Here is a 17,811-nt window from a genome sequence, read left to right on the forward strand (position 1 = left end):
CCGTGGCTCGCTGGCCGGCGATCCGCAGGCTCACGGTCTCGGTGTCTCGGCCAGGACGGTACGCGTGGCTGACCAGCTTCTGTGGCTGCTCGTGGTGTGCTGGGTGATGTCAGGTACGGGAGCGGGCGGCAGCGTTCTGGAGGAGGGTGCGGCACAGGTCCCCCAGATCCTGGCCGGCGGCCTCAGCGGACATCGGCAGGAGTGAGGTCTCCGTCATTCCGGGAGCCACGTTGACCTCAAGGAAATGGGGAACGCCCGCGGCGTCCACGATCAGGTCCGTGCGGGAGATGTCACGTAGGCCCAGTGCGGTGTGGGCGGTTACGGCGGTTTCCGCGCACGCCGCAGCCGCGGCGGCAGGGAGCCGGGCCGGGGCGAAGAACTCGGTGTGCCCAGCCGTGTAGCGGGCCGCGTAGTCGTACACGCCCTCGTCCGGGACGATCTCCACGGCCGGCAGCGCCACGGGGCCGTTGCCGAGGTCCACCACCGAGACCGCCACTTCCACACCTTCCACGTAACGCTCGATCAGAGCAGTGTCGCCGTAGGCGAAACAGCCGACCATGGCGGCGGGGAGCTCTTCTGCTGTGCGTACGATCGACGCGCCCAGTGCCGAGCCGCCCCGGGCCGGCTTGACGAACAAGGGCAGGCCGAGGCGCTCGACGATGCGGCCCAACACCACCGTGGCACCCAGGTCGTGGAACGTCTCTTTGGGGAGGGTGACGGACTCCGGGGTACGAAGGCCGACGGAGCGGACGACGGCCTTGGCGGTGGGCTTGTCGAAGGCGACCCGGCAGGCGTCCGGATCGGCGCCGACGTACGGCACATTAAGCAGCTCCAGGACGGAACGGATTGCGCCGTCCTCGCCCGCGCCCCCGTGCAGGGTCACGAACACCGCGTCCGGAGGGTCGGCGAGGATCGACGGCACGAGGGATGCGTCGGTGTCCCGGGTCTCCACGTCGATGCCTGCCGCGCGCAGCACCTCACTGACTCGGCGACCCGAGCGCAGAGACACCTCCCGCTCATAGGAGAGGCCTCCGGCCAGCACGAGCACGTGGCCCAGATCGCTCATCACATCTCCTCTGCTGATCGAACGCTGTCCAACCGTACCGGCGTCGGGGGCGAATGGCGTACGTGAGGTGCTTCTCCCCGCGAGTCTGCCCATGGTCGTGGGATTTCCGTGCACACGGGAACTCACGTAGTCGCCGTTCTCGTCGGTCCCTTCTCATCCGTCCTATCTGGTAGTTGATGATGCCGGGTGATGAGCAAGGCGACCGCGCCGAGAGGGGCGGCTGCCTCCTTGCGACGCCGTGCGTGTGATCGGGCAGGCCTCATTGCGGCATGCATGAACTTGTCCCCACGGGGTGCCAGATGCGCGGCTGCAGCGGCAGAAGGGGGTTGGTGACGAGCGGGCCGGTGCCGGACTGAGGACTGGTGTTGGGATGAGCGTCACCGCGACGCGCGGCCCATGTGTCCTCGGGCTATACGGCCTGGGCGAAGCCGTCTCCACCGAGACGGCTTCGCCCAGGATGCGAGGCGAGCTCAAGTAGGCTGAGTGACCGAGCTCGCCCGCGACGCGCCGACACCGACTCGACGACACCGGCGAGGCGTCGTCTCAGCCCAACCCGCTGTCAGCACGGTCCAGCGGCACTGTGCCGGCGAGCGGGCGGTTACTAGGCCAGGTCCGGGCCGGGAGTGTCCACGCCGGGGTGTTCGCGCACCGAGCCGGTCCCGAACGTGTCCCGCAGTTGCATCTCCTGCTCGATCACCCCAGCGAGCCGCCGCACCCCTTCCCGGATGCGGTCCGGCTCGGGGAAGCAGTAGGACAGGCGCATGTGCCGAGCCCCGCTGCCGTCCGAGAAGAACCCGGTCCCGGGAACGAACGCCACGCGCTCGGCCACCGCCCGCGGCAGGATGGCCTTCGAGTCGAGCCCTTCCGGCAGGGTGGCCCAGACGAAGAAGCCGCCGGCGGGGCGGGTCCAGGTGACCTCGGGTGGCATCAAGGCGTCGAGGGCGTCCACGAGCGCATCACGGCGCTCGCGGTAGAGCTCCTTGAACGACTTGATCTGCTCCCGCCATGGCTGCGTGGCCAAGTATTGGCCCACGGCCAGCTGCGTGAAGGAGGAGTGCGACAGCACGGCCGACTCCATGGCGAGCACGAGCTTGTCGCGGATGGCATGCGGGGCCAGCGCCCAGCCGACCCGGAAGCCGGGGGCGAGCGTCTTGGAGAACGACCCCAAATAGACCACGCCGTCGGGATTGTCGGCCCGCAGGGCGCGCATGGGCTCTCCGTCGAAGCCGAGCAGCCCGTATGGATTGTCCTCGATGATCAGCACCCCGGCCCGCTGGCAGATGTCGAGCACCTGCTGCCGGCGGGCGAGGTTGAGCGTGACGCCGGCGGGGTTCTGGAAGGTCGGGATCGTGTAGAGGAACTTGATGGGCGCGCCTGCGGTCTCCAGCGCGTAGATCGTCTGGGCCAGCGACTCGGGCACGATGCCCTGATCGTCCATGGCGACGTGGACCACTTTGGCCTGGTAGGCGGCGAATGTGCCCAACGCTCCGACGTACGACGGGCCCTCGGCGAGCACCACGTCGCCCGGGTCGATGAAGATGCGGGTCATCAGATCAAGCGCTTGCTGCGACCCCACGGTGACGACCACGTCGTTCGCCCCGGCCTGAATCCCCTCCAGCCGCATGACCTCGCAGATCTGCTCGCGCAGGTGCGGGTCGCCCTGGCCGGAGCCATATTGTAGCGCGACCGGGCCACGCCTGGTCACGAGGTCGGAGACCAGCTCACCGACCATGTCGAGGGGGAGGGCCGTGACGTACGGCATGCCGCCCGCGAGCGAGACCACCTCGGGCCTCGACGCGACGGCGAAAAGAGCTCGGATCTCGGAGGCGACCATCCCGGTAGCTCGCGCGGCGTACCGATCGACGTAGGCGTCGATGCGCGACCCTTGGGTCGCGGGTGTCTGACCGTGATCCAGCTCTTCTGTCACGGCCCACCTCCTAGGTGTCATACGGGGCGGAAATACCAGATTACGCCAGACGGACATGTCGCACGTGACCGGGCTCAACCGTCGTGGTGTCCGCTGGCGGCATCTTCACTCGGCTACGATGCCAGGTGTGGACGCGGTTTTCGCGCGCTTTTCCGGGTCAACGATAGGGGCGGTAGTTGTCGCGCCGACTGGTCAACATAACCCTGGACAATCTTGAAGATTTGCCGCGGCGCTGCCGACGGTGCGTGTTCTGGGAGCTCGATCCCGTCAGCGGGGAGCGAGCGGTGGACTCGGGCGACCCAGGGCTGGAGAAGGAAGCCTGGCTCTCCGCCACGCTGCTGGAGTGGGGGAGCTGCGGGAAAATCGCCTATGTCGATGGCGTGCCCGCGGGGTTCGTGCTGTACAGCCCGCCGCTCTACAGCCCGCGTTCGGTGGCCTTTCCCACCTCGCCTGTCAGCGCCGACGCCGTGTTGCTGATGACGGCTCACATCATTCCCGAGTTTTCGGGCGGCGGGCTCGGGCGGATGCTGATCCAGGGAGTGGCCAAAGACCTGACGCGGCGCGGGGTCAAAGCCATAGAAGCTTTCGGGGACCTCAAGTGGGAAGAGCCTAGTTGTGTAGTTCCTGCGGATTACTTGCTTTCTGTGGGGTTTAAGACGGTTCGTCCGCATTTGCGATTCCCGCGACTCCGCCTGGAGCTCAAGACCGCTGTCTCGTGGCGTGAGGACGTCGAGGTGGCTCTGGAGCGGCTCCTGGGCTCCATGAGCCCGGAACGCGCGCTGCGCCCCGTCTGAGCGCCGCTCAGCCCCACACGCTGCCGCTCAGCCCCACACGCCCCCGTTCAGCCCCGTGCGCCGCCGCCCAGGTCGTACCCGAGCCGTACGCGAGAGCCCCCCGCGGATACGACCGCGGGGGGCTCTGCCTGGCGAAGCGCGCCGTAACAGGCGAACTAGATGATGCCGTCGAGCTCGCGAAGCAGCATGGCCTTCGGCTTGGCGCCGATGATCTGCTTCACGACCTCCCCACCCTTGTAGACGTTCAGCGTGGGGATCTGGAGCACGCCGTATTGGCGCGGAACCTCAGGGTTCTCGTCGATGTTGAGCTTGACGATCTCCAGCTTGTCGCCGTGCTCGTTGGCGATCTCCTGCAAGATGGGCGCGACCTGACGGCACGGGCCGCACCACTCGGCCCAGAAGTCGACCAGCACAGGCTTGTCGCTCTTGAGGACCTCTGCTTCGAAAGTGGCGTCGGTGACAGCCTTCACGGTGCGCTCCTTACTTCTCGTTGTCGGCTAGCCAGCGCTCGGAGTCGAGCGAGGCCGCACAGCCGGTGCCGGCCGCGGTGATGGCCTGGCGGTAGGTGTGGTCGACGACGTCACCCGCGGCGAAGACGCCGGGGATGTTGGTCGCGGTGGTCGGGGCGGCCACCTTGATGTAGCCGTCTTCGTCGAGGTCGATCTGGCCCTTGACGAGGTCGGTGCGTGGGTCGTGGCCGATGGCGAGGAACAGCGCGTCGGTGGCGAGCTCGCACTCCTCGCCGTTCTTGACGTTACGCAGCTTCACCGCCTCGACCTTGGTGTCACCGAGCACGTCGACGACCTCGGAGTCCCAGATGAAGCGGATCTTCTCGTTGGCGAGCGCCCGGTCCTGCATGATCTTGCTGGCCCGCAGCGTGTCGCGGCGGTGCACCACGGTCACCATGCGCCCGAACCGGGTCAGGAACGTGGCCTCCTCCATCGCCGTGTCGCCGCCACCGACGACCACGATGTCCTTGTTACGGAAGAAGAAGCCGTCACAGGTGGCACACCAGGACACACCATGCCCGGACAGGCGCTTCTCGTTCGTCAGGCCCAGCTCGCGGTAACCGGAGCCCATGGCCAGGATGACGGACTTGGCGTAGTAGGTCTCGGTGTGGGTCTTGACGACCTTGGGGTTGGCCTCCAGGTCCACTTCGACGACGTCGTCGGCGACCAGTTCGGCGCCGAACCGCTCGGCCTGCTTACGCAGGTTGTCCATCAGGTCGGGGCCCATGATGCCGTCGGGGAACCCAGGAAAGTTCTCCACGTCGGTGGTGTTCATGAGCGCGCCGCCCGCGGTGACGGAGCCCTCGAAGATCAGCGGCTTGAGCTCGGCGCGCGCGGAGTAGACGGCCGCGGTGTAGCCAGCTGGGCCGGACCCAATGATGATCACGTTACGAACGTCGCTCAACGCTCCACGCCTTCCTCGTCTGCTGTTGCACCGGCGTCAACAGATCCTAGGCCGCCGTGATTCCCTGCCCTACCCACGACGCCCTGGCGAAACGGAAGTCCTTCGCCGGCGTGGCCCTCGTAGGGCCACCTGACCTGCGGCAACAGCGTGGGGCGGTACTCTACCGCAAACGAAAGAGCCCGCCGAAGCGGGCTCTTTCGCGGATGTCTCCTACCAGCGGCCCATGGTGGGCTTACGCAGGTTCTTGCAGTAGAACGGGTCGACGATGTCGATGCGGATCTTCTTGGCCGGCTTGTTCTTCCATGAGGCGAAGATGAGGGCCTCTTGCCCGTTGTACTGCCCCTGGTCGACCGCGAAGACGTCGAGCTTGCTCCGGCTGCTGACCTTGCTCGCGCACTTGGCGACCTGGTCGGCGCTGGCGCCGTCGCCGCCCAGCACGGTGGCGAAGCCGAAGAGGCTCTCCAGCGGCTGCCGCAACACGTTGTCGCTGTAGTTGTAGCCGCTGTCGGTCACGGTGTACGCCCTGGCCTTCGGCGGGCTCTTGGTCTCCTCCTTGCTCTGCGCGAGGGGCGGGGGCGTGCCGCCGCCGCCGCCTCCGCCGGAGGCGAGCAGACCTGCCGAGACCGCGGCCGTGCCCACCACGGCGGCGGCCGCCGCGGCCGCGACCGCGGGCAAGGCCCACCGGCGCCGCCTGACGGGTCTTGGCTTGGCCGGGACGATGGTGCCGTCGTCGGAGACCACTCCCAAGCGCACAGGCTCGGGCTCGGGGGCCTCGACCGGCCGCTCCCACGGGGCGTCCCGCATGAGCTCGTCCCAGTCAGGTGTTTCCACGAGGCCGACGCCTCCGCGCCGAGACTCGGACTCGGCCGCCAGGGCCTTGTCGATGCGCAGTGCGACACCCATCGGCATGGCCGGCGTGGGGGTCGCCGCGAGCACCTCGCGAACCGCCGCCAGATCGGCCAGTAGCTCCCCACAGGGGTCGCAGACCGCGAGATGCTCGCGGACCTGGTGCGCCGTGGCGACGTCCAGGAGACCCTCGGCCAAATCGGCCAGGGTGTCCAGATCGTAGTGCGTATCACCCGTCACGAAGTTCTGCTCCCTTCGCGGATGAGACGCGATTGAGGTCCGATCGGTTCCGCAGATGCGAAAGAATTGGGGCAAGTTTCGCGCGCCCTCGGGCGCACCGGCTCTTCACCGTGCCGCTGGGCACCTCGAGCACCTGAGCTGCGTCTTCGACCGAATAGCCCATCATGTCGACGAGCACCAGTGCCGCACGCTGGTCGGCGGGCAGGAGTTTCAGCGCGGCCGAAACCTCCATCGAGACCTCGCGCTCGACGGTCTGGTCGGGCAGGGGCGACTCGCGCTCGGCGGCCTCGATGAGCTCGTCGTCGGCCACCGGCCGGACGGACTTGCGGCGCATCCTGTCGAGACAGGCGTTGACCACGATGCGGTGCAGCCAGGTGGTGACGGCTGCCTCGCCGCGAAACGTGGCGGCTTTGCGATAGGCGGAGACGAAGGCGTCCTGCACGGCGTCGGCGGCCTCGTCAGGGTCACCGAGCGTCCGCAGGGCGACCGCCCACATGCGGTCGCGGTGCCTTTTGACGATTTCGCTGAAGGCGTGAGGATCCCCGTTGATGTGCGCGGTCAGCAGCTCGGCGTCAGTGACCGCCGGCCGATCCGCTGCTGAGGGTGTCTCGGGTGGGGAGTTCACAAGAGAGATTCCTGATTATGCCGATCCGGGAGAGTGCACCACTACTTCATAGATGGTGCCATGAAACTTGCCTGCATCCGCCGGAACACGCGTAAACCAGATCAAAACGTACTGCCCGCTTGCCGCCTGATCAGGGGTCAGTGTGGTCTTGCCTGCCGCGTCCTTCTCGGTCGCCACCGTCTTCAGAGCGCCGAGATCGGGCGAGTCGCCGACCTTGAGCTCGACGGTCGCGCCGGGCGTATCGGCCAGCGTAGCCACCACGTCGCTGATCTGAACGGACTTGCCCATGTCCAGCAGCAGGCCTACACCCTTCTTGAGGTTGCCCAGCTCGGCGCTGGTGTAGCCCTCGGTCTCCCAGAAGGTGCTGGGCTTGCCGTCGATGGCCAGCCCGGCCTTGTCCGACTTCTCGTCGTTGTCGCCGAGCGGGTCGAAGCCCTGGGCCTTCCCCGGCTCGACGGCCTGGACAGGGGTCGAAGCCGTGGCCGTGGCGGTCGGGGTGGCGCTCTTGGCCTCGGGGCCGGTCGGGCTGCCCAGGCTGCGGCCGATCGTCCAGGCGCCGACGCCGACCGCGGCGATGACGAGCAGCACCACCAGCGTCATCAACACCCTGTTGAGGGTGCTACCGCCGCCGGACGGCCGCCGCGGCCGAGGGCCGGTGGGCCGCGACTGGGGGACGTGGAGGTGCTGGCGGTGGGCGATGTCCAGGCCCTCGGTGTGCGAGGCGGAGGCCACCGCCGGCGTCGAGGGGTAGGCGATCGGGATCGGCATGGGCCTGGCCACGTCGGCCAGTGCCTCGGCGACCTCGGCCGGGCTGGACAGCGCGCCCTGGCCCTTGCGGGACTCGGGCAGGCACGCCCGCACCGTCACCGCGTCGAGGTAGCCGGGCACCCCGGCGGTGACCTGGCGGGGCGTGCAGAAGTGGCCGTCGGTCATGGGAGCGGCAGGCAGCCCGCCCTCTTCCTCGTCGCCCGGCCAGTGGCCGGTCAGGCCGGCGTAAAGCAGCCGGCCCAGCCCTTCGGCGTCGTCGAGCGCCGGCTGGTCGGTGGTCAGCCCGTACATGGCCGCGTCGACGGCGACGCCGAGCACCTTGACCGTGTTTCCGGTCGTCCACACCAGGTGCGAGGGACGCAGGCACAGGTGGTAGAGCTTGGCCTTGTGGGCGTGCGCGAGCGCCTCGGCGGCCTCGGCGACCAGCCCGGCAGCGCGCTCGGGCTCCATCGGGCCGGAGGCCAGCAGGTCAGTGAGGGTCTCGCCGGTGACCCACTCGCTCACGACATAGGCGTGCTTGTCGTCTTCGGCCGCGTCGAAGACCTGGGTCAGGCGCGGGTCGGTGAGCCGGCTCGCGGCGCGGGCGGCCGTGACGACCTCGTGCACGCGGGGGAAGTCCGGCGAGAAAGTATGCACGGCCACCGGACGGGCCAGGATCTCGTCAATGGCCTTCCACAACGTGGCTCCGTCGGACTCGCTGACGCGGTCCTCGAGCCGGAAGCGCTCGGCGAGGCGGGTGCCGGGTTCGACGGCCGACGTGCTCACAGGCTCACTCCACTTGGCCGATCGGGCGTGCTCATGGTTCGACTCACCTGCGTGGTCGTGTCCCACGAAGGCACGCTATGCCGGGTGGATCCGCCCACGCCCCTCCTGCTTCCATTCGCGCGTGTCGGCCTCCATCGTAGTGCCGAGTTTCTTTACCGACCTACCCGTCTCGCGACCATCCCAACGATCGAGTTGACCTCTGGTATGCGCATTCTGTGCGCCACGCCGAGGTACAGCACCAGCCCGAGGCCTCCGCCGACGGCCAGAACGATCAGCGAATTGACGAAACCGAGACCGCCCAACACCTGCGTGACCACCCAGACCGCGGCCAGCGCCAGCACGGCCGTGGGCAGCGAGGCGAGATACATCCTGGTCAGCGCCATGCCGACGGCCCACCCACCGAGCCCCTGCACCCGGCGGCCGGCCAGCCACCAGGCCAGGACCGCGCCCAGCCCGTACGCGATCGCGTACGCCAGAGCCAGCCCCATCACCGCGTACTCGGCCGGCAGCAGCACGTAGAAGACCACCATCAGCCCCGCGTTGACCGCCGTCGTGCCCGCCCCGACGAAGACCGGCGTCCGGGTGTCGCCGAAACTGTAGAAGACCCGCAGCAGCAGCTGGAACACCGAGAACGGCACCAGCGCGAGGCCGTAGACCTGCAGCACGTTGCCGATGTAGACCGCGTCGGCCACGGTGTTGGCCCCATGGCCGTAAATCGGCACGGTGATCGCCGGGCCGAGCACCATGAGCAGCAGCGACACCGGCACCATCATCGCGCAGACGAGCCGCACACTCGCCCCGAACTCGCTGCGCACGTCGTCGAAGCGGCCCTCCCCGACGGCCCGGCTCATCCGGGGCAGCATGGCCGTGATCACCGAGACGCCGATGACGCCGTACGGCAGCTGGAACAGCTGGAACGCCAGCGTGTAGGGGCTGATGCCGTGACCCGGCACCTCCACGCCGGCCTGGCTCGACAGGTTGACGGTCAGCAGGAAGCCGAGCTGGGTCACGATCACATAACCGATCGTCCAGACCCCGGCCTTGGCCATCTCGCCGAGCCGGGCGTTCCACACGTCGAAGCGCGGCACGAACGAGAAGCCGGCCCGCCGCAACGCGACGATCAGCACGGCCGCCTGCGCCACGATGCCGGCCGTGGTGCCCAGGCCGAGCAGCGCCAGATCCCCGTCGCTCACCCGATCGATGTCGCCCTTGGCCGAGCTCACCACGGCGTAGGCCAGGAACACGCAGATGACGACGAGGTTGTTGACCACCGGCGCCCACATGGGAGCGCCGTAGCGGTCGCGGGTGTTGAGTATGGCGCCCGCCACCGCGCCCACCCCGAAGAAGGCCAGCTGCGGCAGGATGAAACGGGCCAGCGTGGCCGCGACCTCGAACCTCGCGCTGCCCGGCGCCCAGTCGGTGTAGAGGTCGATGAGCAGCGGCGCGGCGAACACCGCGAGCACCGCGACGCCCACAAGCGTGACCGTGGCCACGGTCAGCAGCCGCTGCTCGTAGGCCTGGCCGCCGTCGGGGTCGTGCTGCTGCGCCCGGATGATCATCGGCACGATGACGCTGCTCAGCACCCCCAGAAGCAGCAGGTCGAGGATGCTGTACGGGATCGCGTACGCCGCGTTGTAGGAGTCGCCCAGAGCCGCCGTGCCGATGGCGTACGCGAGCACCATGGTCCGTACGAACCCGGTGACCCTGGACACCATCGTGCCCGCCGCCATGATGGCGCTGGCACGCAACATGCGGCTCATACGGTCTCACTCTCCCGGTTCCTGGAGGCCCGCGCGCTCTTGCGCTCCGACCTGCGCCGCACCACGCGCGTGACCACGGCGGCGAGCATCACGGTGAGCGCCGCCCCCACGATGACCGAGGCGACGCCGGTGTAGCCGGTGGTGCGGATGGTCAGCCGCTGCGGTTCGCCATAAGCCTGGCCGTCGGCGGTCTTGAGCTGGACCGTGACGGTCGTGTCGCCGCTGGTGCCACTGGTGGCGGTCATCGGCACCTGAACCGTGCCGCTCTGCCCGACGCCGATGGACAAGGGCTCCTCTTGCTTGAAGTTGACCTGCAGCAGCTTCTCGTTGTTGGACTTGACGTCGATGTACAGGGCGATGGGGGCGCCCAGGGAGTTGCGCACGCTGATGGGGACGACGCCGTTGCTGCCGGCCAGCGTCTTAGGCCGGTCGGGCCGCGCCTCGACGATCTCGACCTTGTCCATCCGCTCAGTGACGGCCGTGTTCACCCGGTTGGTCACCGAGCGGCCCATGCGCGTGCTGTTGCGCCAGGCCGACGAGGTCAGCCTGAGCACCGCCGCGTCGAAGCTCGACTGCGTCCTGGTCGTCGTGATCAGAGCCGTGAGCTGCGCCTTCGACGCGACTTCCTTGACCGGCCCCAGGTATTTGCCGCTCAGCTCTTCCTTGCGCGCCTCATCGGTGTAGGTCAGGCCGGCACGCGGGACCGACGCCTTGCCCCGCTTGATGGACTCCAGCGAGGTCAGCTCCAGCCACGGCAGCCGGTTGGCGGCCTTGATCAGGCTGGTGACGAGCGTCGGGTTGGGATCCCAGCGTCGCGACGGGGCGACGACCAGCGACCTCGGCTGGGTCTGGCCGGCCTCTGCGGAGATCATCGCGGTCTCGGCGATGAAGCGCTGGGTGCTGAGCAGCACGGACGTAGGGGCCGTCGGCTCGAACAGGCGGCTCAGCTCGGCGTCCGCGACCAGCGCGGTGACCTGGCCGTTCACCGAGTCGAGCGTCGTGGCGGCGTCGGGTGTGAACGTGACCGGCGGCTGCGGCGGCAGGTTGGTCGAGTTGAGCAGGACCGTGTTCACCTTGTCATCGCTGACAGAGAGCAGGTCGAGCGCGTCGGGGTCGAGCAGTCCGGCGGCCGGCCAGTTGACGGTGGTCTTCACGTCGTCGCGGTTGAGCAACGCCTTCGCCTTCTGCCCGCCCAGCTGGATCGCCCTGTTGGGCAGGTCGTCCAGCCCCTGGTGCGCGAGCGAGGCCACGTCGGGATCGGCGTAGGGGACCGCGACCACGGGGGAGGCGGCCAGCGAGGTGCGCATGGACGTCAGCCACTGCCCGGCTTCGGCGTTGGCCGGCTTGCGCTCCGCGCCGTCCTTGGTCCTGACCCGGTAGTTTCTCGTCATCATGTCGAGGTCGTCGAGCAGCGCAGGGTCGACGAACCATGTGACGCTGGTGGGCGCGGACTGGGCGATGGTCGCCACGTCGGCCAGCCGCCCCTTGCCGGTGATCGACTGGCTCAGCTTGTCGTCGACGAACAGGGCCTCGCCGTTCGCCCCCGCCGCCGGGTCGACGTCGGTCGCCCGGTGCGGCTGGTCGATGACGGGCAGCGCGATGGCCAGCTTGTTGCGCGGCGGCTTCGGCATCGTGGGCGGCGCGTAGGTGAGGAAGGTCCGCTGGGCCGCCAGCGGCACCAGGTTCTGTGACACGTCCACCGCGATCGGGTAGACGCCGAACGTCCGCATCCCCATCTGGATGGGCGTCGCCGTGAACTCCCAGCGCTCCTGCTGGCCGGGCGCGAGCGGCGGGATGTCCATGGCCGAGGAACTGGACGCCGCCATGCTCGCCAGGGTCGCGGTCGTCTGATCGGCCTGGTAGGCCGTCATCGAGACACGGTTGGTGAATTTCTGCGCCGAGTAGCGCAGCCGCACACGCAATGCCGACTGCGGCGCGCCGGTGTCGTTGCGCACCGTGCCGGTGAACTTGATCACATCGGTCATGTTCTTCGGAACGTCCGGAGAGATCGACGTGATCGTCACAGCGAACGGAAGCCTGCTCACGATCGCGGCAGCCGTGCTCGGCGCCGCGGCCACCATAGGGGCGAGCAACGCAGCGGACAGCACGGCGAGCAGCGTGGTCTTACGGATCACGCGGATGCCCGAGCTGGAGGACGACGACGCACGCCCGCAATGCTACGGGTTCAGTGCCGCCGCGCGACCGCCTCACGTGATCCTCTGGGGCGTGTGCTGCACAGGTCCACCATCTTGCCTGGCAGAAGGGTCAGCAGGTCGAGCGCGCGAATGGCGAGGGCGGTGTGGCGTTCGCCGGTGGCGGAGAAGACGGGCTCGGTGTCGGCGCGTAGCCGGTCGTCGATGAGCATCGGCAGCGACTCCGGCAGCAGCAGCGGGCAGACCAGCCCGTCGGCGTAGTCGGTGGCCGCGTTGACGACGTGGGCCGGGGCCGGCCGCACCTGGCGCATGCCCAGCAGTCCGCCTACGGCTCCTGGACGTGGGAGAGTCGCGACCGAGGAGGCGACCGCGACGACGGCCTCGTTGCCGACCCTGGTGGCGACCTCGAAAACCGTGACCATCAGGCACCTCTCGGGCGCGGCGGAGAGCGTCTCGGGTAGTTCGTCCGCGCAAGTCATAGGGCGCGGAAGGCGTACGATCTCATGATGGACCTGGTGTGCGAGGAGCCAGCGGTGGATCGCGAGGGCGTCCTTCATATAGACCTCCTAGCCTCAGCCTCGTTGCCATGGCCCCCGACGGTCCCTTGACCGACGGTAACCCGGACCCGGTGTGGCTCGGGGGATATGTTCCGGAAGTTCAGACAGACAAAGGACCCGACCCGGTTTGTCCGACTCAACTTTGACCGAAAGCCAGCAGCGGGCCATGACCGACCTGTTCCGCAAGATCGCCCCGGTGGCCGACGAGCTCGGCCGCCTTTTCGCTGCGAAGGGCCACGAGCTGGCCCTCGTGGGCGGTCCCGTGCGCGACCTCCTGCTCGGCCGCAGTGGCAACGATCTCGACCTGACCACTGACGCCCGCCCCGAGCAGGTGCTGGAGATCATCAGGGCCTGGGCCGACGCGGTGTGGACGATCGGCATCGACTTCGGCACGGTCGGCCTGCGCAAGGGCAACTGGCTGCTCGAGATCACCACCTACCGCAGCGAGGCCTACGACCCGAAGTCGCGCAAGCCTGAGGTCATGTACGGCGAGACGCTGGAGACCGATCTGGAGCGGCGCGACTTCGCGGTCAACGCCATGGCGGTGCGCCTGCCGGGACACGAGTTCGTCGACCCGTACGGCGGGCTCGGCGACCTGGCGGCCAAATTGCTGCGCACCCCCGGCACCCCCGAGCAGTCGTTCGGTGACGACCCGCTGCGCATGCTGCGTGCCGCCAGGTTCGCCTCGCAGCTCGGGTTCGCCGTCGACGCGCAGGCGGTGGCCGCCATGACCGCGATGGCCGAGCGTATCGAGATCGTCTCCGCCGAGCGCATCCGCGACGAGCTCGACAAGCTCGTCTGCGGCGCCAACCCGCGGGAGGGCCTGCGACTGCTGGTGGAGACCGGACTGGCCGCGCACGTGCTGCCCGAGCTGCCCAAGCTGCGCCTGGAGATCGACGAGCACCACCGGCACAAGGACGTCTACGAGCACTCGCTGACCGTGCTCGACCAGGCCATCGCGCAGGAGGAGGACGGCAAGCCGGACCGGATCCTGCGCTGGGCGGCGCTCCTGCACGACATCGGCAAGCCGAAGACCCGCCGTCACGAGCCGGGCGGGCGGGTGTCGTTCCATCACCACGAGGTGGTCGGCGCCCAGCTGACCAAGAAGCGCATGAGCGAGCTGAAGTTCCCCAAGGACGTGGTGTCCGACGTCGCCCAGCTGGTCGAGCTGCACCTGCGTTTTCACGGCTACGGGACGGGCGAGTGGACCGACAGCGCCGTGCGCCGCTACGTACGCGACGCCGGGCACCTGCTGGACCGGCTGCACAAGCTGACCAGGGCCGACTGCACCACGCGCAACAAGCGCAAGGCCGCCGCGCTGTCGCGGGCCTACGACCACCTCGAGGAGCGCATCGCCCGGCTCGCCGAGGAAGAAGAGCTGGCCAAGATCAGGCCCGAGCTCGACGGCAACGAGATCCAGCGCATCCTGGGCATCGGGCCCGGGCCGGTGGTGGGGCAGGCATACAAGTTCCTGCTCGAGCTCAGGCTCGACAAGGGCATGATCGGCAAGGAGGCGGCTACCGAGGCCTTGCAGGAGTGGGCGCGGGCGAACGCCGCGGGCGAGTGATCATCCGGTAGGCCATCGCCGCGATCTGATAGCCGATCGCGGCGATCGCGACGGCCAGGTAGGACTTGCCGTTCGCGGGCAGGATCATCGCCGACAGGCCCGCGGCGAGGACGTACATGCCGTTGAACAGCATGTCGTAGATCGAGAACGCGCGGCCCAGGTAGATGTCCTCGACATCGCGCTGGACCGTGGTGTCGGCGCAGATCTTGACGCTCTGCCCGGCCACGCCCAGCACGAACCCCGCGATCGGCAGCCCCCACTCCTGGAACGGCAGCACCAGCGCCGCCGTCAGCACGCCGGCCGCCGACAGCGCGATCGGCACCCAGCGCTCGATCGTGAACCGCTCGGTCGCGTACGGGGTGACGATCACGGCCAGGAAGTAGCCGACGGCGGAGGTGGCCACGACCAGGGTGACTCCCCCCAGCGCGGCGTCGGGGTCGCCGTCGTAGAAGTAGTAGCGGTAGAGGATGATGCCCAGCGCGGTGGCCATGCCGTAGAAGAAGCGGTGCGCGGCCATCGCGCCTATGGTGGCGGCCGCGACGCGATGATGGACCAGGTGCTTCGCGCCGTCCACGAGGCCGGCGACCACATGGCGCACCGCCTCGCGCGCCTGCGGCCTGCTGGGGTCGGACTCCGGCCCGAGCAGGCGGCGGTCCATCGTCCGCGCGACCAGCGCGCTCAGCCCGAACACCACGCCCGAGATGATCAGGAGCAGCGCCACGCCCTGGTCGTCGCCCCCGAAGACCTTCCGCAGCAGAAAGCCGACGCCCGCGCCCACGAACGTCACCACGGTGCCCGACGTGGGCACGACCGCGTTGGCCGCCATGAGCCGGTCGGCGGGCACCACGTGCGGCAGCGAGGCGCCGAGGGAGGCCAGGAAGAACCGGTTGACGCCGAGCACCGCCAGCGCCGCCCCGTAGAACGCGGCGTCGGGTACGTCGGCCGCCACGAGCCCGGCGGCGACCAGCAGCAGCGCGCCGCGCACGAACGGCGCCACCACCAGGATCTGCCGCCGCGACCAGCGGTCGATGAACACGCCGACGAACGGGCCGAGGATGCTGTACGGCAACAGCAGCACCGCCAGGCCCGCGGCCACCTGGAGCGCGGTCGTCTGGCTCTCAGGGCTGAAGAAGGCGAAGCCGGTCACGCCGAACTGGAAGATCCCGTCCGAGAACTGGGAGACCAGTCGCGTGCCGAACAACCTTCTGAAATCCCTGCCGCGGAGCACCACGCGGAGGTCGGCGACGAATGACACGCCGCCAGCCTAGCCAAGCGGCCCTCCTAGGATGAGGCTGCGTGGGTTCCAAGTGGTCGTCATGATCTCGTACGCTTCATAGCGTGACGATCGAGGAACACGTCGTGCTGGTCGACCGTGACGGCCGCGCGCTCGGCACCGCGCCCAAGACGTCGGTGCACGGCCGCGAGACGCCGCTCCATCTGGCGTTCTCCAGCTACGTCTTCGATCATGAAGGTCGCGTGCTGCTCACCAGGCGTGCCGATCACAAACTCACGTGGCCCGGGGTCTGGACCAACAGCTGCTGCGGTCACCCGCTGCCCGGGGAGGCGCTGGAGTGGGCCGTCGTGCGCCGGCTCTCCTACGAGCTCGGGCTCGCGGCCGAGCAGGTGGATCTGCTGCTGCCCGCCTTCGCCTACCGGGCCGTCATGGCCAACGGCATCGTCGAGCACGAGCTCTGCCCGGTCTATCGCGTCATGGTCGACGGTCCCGTCGCGCCGAACCCGGAGGAGGTGGGGGAGGCGCGGTGGATGCCGTGGAAGGAGTTCGCCGAGGGGGTCCAGAACGGGCTGCTGGCGATCTCGCCTTGGTGCCGGGAGCAGGTGCCGCTGCTGATGAAGCTCGGATCCGACCCGCTGACCTGGCAACCCGCCTCGCCGGCCGATCTTCCCTTGGCGGCCCGCCTCTAGCCGGGTCCGACGCCCCTGGCCTGCCCGCCGAGTTCCCCGAATCTCCCCTCAGGACCCGCGCCACTCGACAGCGCGCGCTTGTTCACAGGCCCGCCGGGGCAGATGGGCTGGCGGGGAGGCAGATTCGCGACGCCGGCCCATGGGCGGCCGAGTGGCGATGCCGTTGCCTATGCGCGGCGGCCCTATGCGTGTGAGGCGTCTCCGTGTGCAGGAATGCGCCCGGGCGAAGGTGCGCCAGGAACAGGCGTGGGCCGGGAAACGCAAGGCGCCGCCCCCGAGCGTGGGCGCGGCGCCGTGGACAGGGTGGTCAGCGGATCAGCGCTCGACCTCACCCCGGATGAACTTCTCGACGTAGTCCCGAGCCTCATCGTCGGAGAACTGCTGGGGCGGCGACTTCATGAAGTACGACGACGCCGACAGGATCGGCCCGCCGATGCCCCGGTCCAGCGCGATCTTGGCGGCCCGGACGGCGTCGATGATGATGCCGGCCGAATTGGGCGAGTCCCAAACCTCGAGCTTGTACTCGAGATTGAGCGGAGTGTCGCCGAACGACCGCCCCTCGAGCCGCACGTACGCCCACTTGCGGTCGTCCAGCCACGGCACGTGGTCCGACGGCCCGATGTGCACGTCGGCCTTGCCCATCTCGTGCGGGATCTGCGAGGTGACCGACTGCGTCTTAGAGATCTTCTTGGACTGGAGCCGCTTGCGCTCCAGCATGTTCATGAAGTCCATGTTGCCGCCGAAGTTGAGCTGGTAGGTGCGCAGCAGCTCAACGCCACGGTCCTCAAACAGCTTGGCCAGCACACGGTGCGTGATCGTGGCGCCGACCTGCGACTTGATGTCGTCGCCGACGATCGGCACCCCGGCCTCGGTGAACTTCTCCGCCCACTCCGGGTCGGAGGCGATGAAGACCGGCAGCGCGTTCACGAACGCCACACCCGCGTCGATGGCGCACTGCGCGTAGAAACGGTCCGCCTCCTCCGAGCCCACGGGAAGATAGGAGACCAGGACGTCGACCTGGGCCTCCCGGAGCACCTGGACCACATCGACGGGCGCCTCGTCGGACTCCTCGATGATCTCCTGGTAGAACTCACCCAGGCCGTCGAAGGTATGACCGCGCTGGACGGTCACCCCCAGCGGCGGCACATCCGTGATCTTGATGGTGTTGTTCTCGCTGGCGACGATCGCCTCGGACAGATCCCGTCCGACCTTCTTGGCGTCAACGTCGAACGCCGCGACGAACTCGACGTCGCCGACGTGGTAGTCGCCGAACTTCACGTGCATCAGGCCCGGGACCCGTACGTCCGGGTCGGCGTCCCTGTAGTAGTGAACGCCCTGGACCAGCGACGACGCGCAGTTGCCGACACCGACAATGGCCACGCGAACCGAACCCATCGCACTCGCTCC

General features: G+C 68.7%; 15 protein-coding genes. 3 read left to right on the forward strand and 12 right to left on the reverse strand.

Annotated features, from left to right (window positions below; all coding sequences use genetic code 11):
* Positions 1-109: 109 nt before the first annotated feature.
* Both ACTWQA_RS32120 and ACTWQA_RS32125 read right to left on the reverse strand, forming a co-directional pair.
* Positions 110-1,066 carry a D-alanine--D-alanine ligase family protein gene (locus ACTWQA_RS32120; RefSeq protein ID WP_443162757.1) on the reverse strand — a complete coding sequence of 319 codons (957 nt, stop codon included), beginning with the start codon at positions 1,064-1,066 and terminating at the stop codon, positions 110-112.
* A 601-nt stretch (positions 1,067-1,667) separates the two neighbouring features.
* On the reverse strand, positions 1,668-2,993 hold the full coding sequence (locus ACTWQA_RS32125) for an aminotransferase-like domain-containing protein (RefSeq protein WP_443162758.1): 1,326 nt from the start codon (positions 2,991-2,993) through the stop codon (positions 1,668-1,670).
* A gap of 176 nt (positions 2,994-3,169) precedes the next feature.
* Here ACTWQA_RS32125 and ACTWQA_RS32130 point away from each other — a divergent pair, with 176 nt between their 5' ends.
* Positions 3,170-3,787, forward strand: a complete 618-nt coding sequence (locus ACTWQA_RS32130; protein WP_443162759.1) for a GNAT family N-acetyltransferase — start codon at positions 3,170-3,172, stop codon at positions 3,785-3,787.
* 155 nt (positions 3,788-3,942) lie between these two features.
* On the opposite strand, the gene trxA is transcribed toward ACTWQA_RS32130, so the two are convergent.
* The 8 genes from trxA to ACTWQA_RS32170 form a co-directional block, all read right to left on the reverse strand.
* Entirely contained in the window at positions 3,943-4,257 is a 315-nt protein-coding gene (gene trxA, locus ACTWQA_RS32135; protein WP_138671814.1) for a thioredoxin, read from the reverse strand.
* 10 nt (positions 4,258-4,267) lie between these two features.
* Entirely contained in the window at positions 4,268-5,200 is a 933-nt protein-coding gene (gene trxB / locus ACTWQA_RS32140) for a thioredoxin-disulfide reductase (RefSeq protein WP_443162760.1), read from the reverse strand.
* 210 nt (positions 5,201-5,410) lie between these two features.
* Positions 5,411-6,286: an anti-sigma factor family protein gene (locus ACTWQA_RS32145; protein WP_443162761.1), complete on the reverse strand. Its 876-nt coding sequence runs from the start codon at positions 6,284-6,286 to the stop codon at positions 5,411-5,413.
* Positions 6,276-6,911, reverse strand: a complete 636-nt coding sequence (sigM, locus tag ACTWQA_RS32150) for an RNA polymerase sigma factor SigM (RefSeq protein WP_305917569.1) — start codon at positions 6,909-6,911, stop codon at positions 6,276-6,278. Before sigM ends, ACTWQA_RS32145 begins: the two co-directional genes overlap by 11 nt.
* A gap of 15 nt (positions 6,912-6,926) precedes the next feature.
* On the reverse strand, positions 6,927-8,444 hold the full coding sequence (locus ACTWQA_RS32155; protein WP_443162762.1) for a protein kinase family protein: 1,518 nt from the start codon (positions 8,442-8,444) through the stop codon (positions 6,927-6,929).
* A 152-nt stretch (positions 8,445-8,596) separates the two neighbouring features.
* Positions 8,597-10,204 carry a murein biosynthesis integral membrane protein MurJ gene (gene murJ, locus ACTWQA_RS32160; RefSeq protein ID WP_443162763.1) on the reverse strand — a complete coding sequence of 536 codons (1,608 nt, stop codon included), beginning with the start codon at positions 10,202-10,204 and terminating at the stop codon, positions 8,597-8,599.
* Complete coding sequence (locus ACTWQA_RS32165) at positions 10,201-12,339, reverse strand: DUF6049 family protein (RefSeq protein ID WP_443162764.1); 2,139 nt, start codon at positions 12,337-12,339, stop codon at positions 10,201-10,203. Before ACTWQA_RS32165 ends, murJ begins: the two co-directional genes overlap by 4 nt.
* 50 nt (positions 12,340-12,389) lie before the next feature.
* Positions 12,390-12,914 (reverse strand): aminoacyl-tRNA deacylase, encoded by a 525-nt coding sequence (locus ACTWQA_RS32170; protein ID WP_443162765.1) that lies wholly within the window; start codon positions 12,912-12,914, stop codon positions 12,390-12,392.
* A gap of 166 nt (positions 12,915-13,080) precedes the next feature.
* On the opposite strand from ACTWQA_RS32170, the gene ACTWQA_RS32175 reads away from it, so the two are divergent.
* Entirely contained in the window at positions 13,081-14,481 is a 1,401-nt protein-coding gene (locus ACTWQA_RS32175; RefSeq protein ID WP_443162766.1) for a CCA tRNA nucleotidyltransferase, read from the forward strand.
* On the opposite strand, the gene ACTWQA_RS32180 is transcribed toward ACTWQA_RS32175, so the two are convergent.
* Positions 14,432-15,736 (reverse strand): MFS transporter, encoded by a 1,305-nt coding sequence (locus ACTWQA_RS32180; protein ID WP_443162767.1) that lies wholly within the window; start codon positions 15,734-15,736, stop codon positions 14,432-14,434. The genes ACTWQA_RS32175 and ACTWQA_RS32180 overlap by 50 nt on opposite strands.
* Positions 15,737-15,819: 83 nt before the next feature.
* Between ACTWQA_RS32180 and idi the strand changes: the two genes are divergently transcribed.
* The gene (idi, locus tag ACTWQA_RS32185) at positions 15,820-16,404 is read left to right on the forward strand and encodes an isopentenyl-diphosphate Delta-isomerase (protein ID WP_443162768.1); all 585 of its coding nucleotides are present in this window, start codon (positions 15,820-15,822) and stop codon (positions 16,402-16,404) included.
* Between the two features lie 315 nt (positions 16,405-16,719).
* Here the strand turns inward: idi and ACTWQA_RS32190 are convergent, their stop codons facing one another.
* On the reverse strand, positions 16,720-17,799 hold the full coding sequence (locus ACTWQA_RS32190; RefSeq protein WP_305917562.1) for an inositol-3-phosphate synthase: 1,080 nt from the start codon (positions 17,797-17,799) through the stop codon (positions 16,720-16,722).
* Positions 17,800-17,811: the final 12 nt, after the last annotated feature.

Source organism: Nonomuraea sp. 10N515B, assembly GCF_052245915.1.
Classification (GTDB): Bacteria; Actinomycetota; Actinomycetes; order Streptosporangiales; family Streptosporangiaceae; genus Nonomuraea.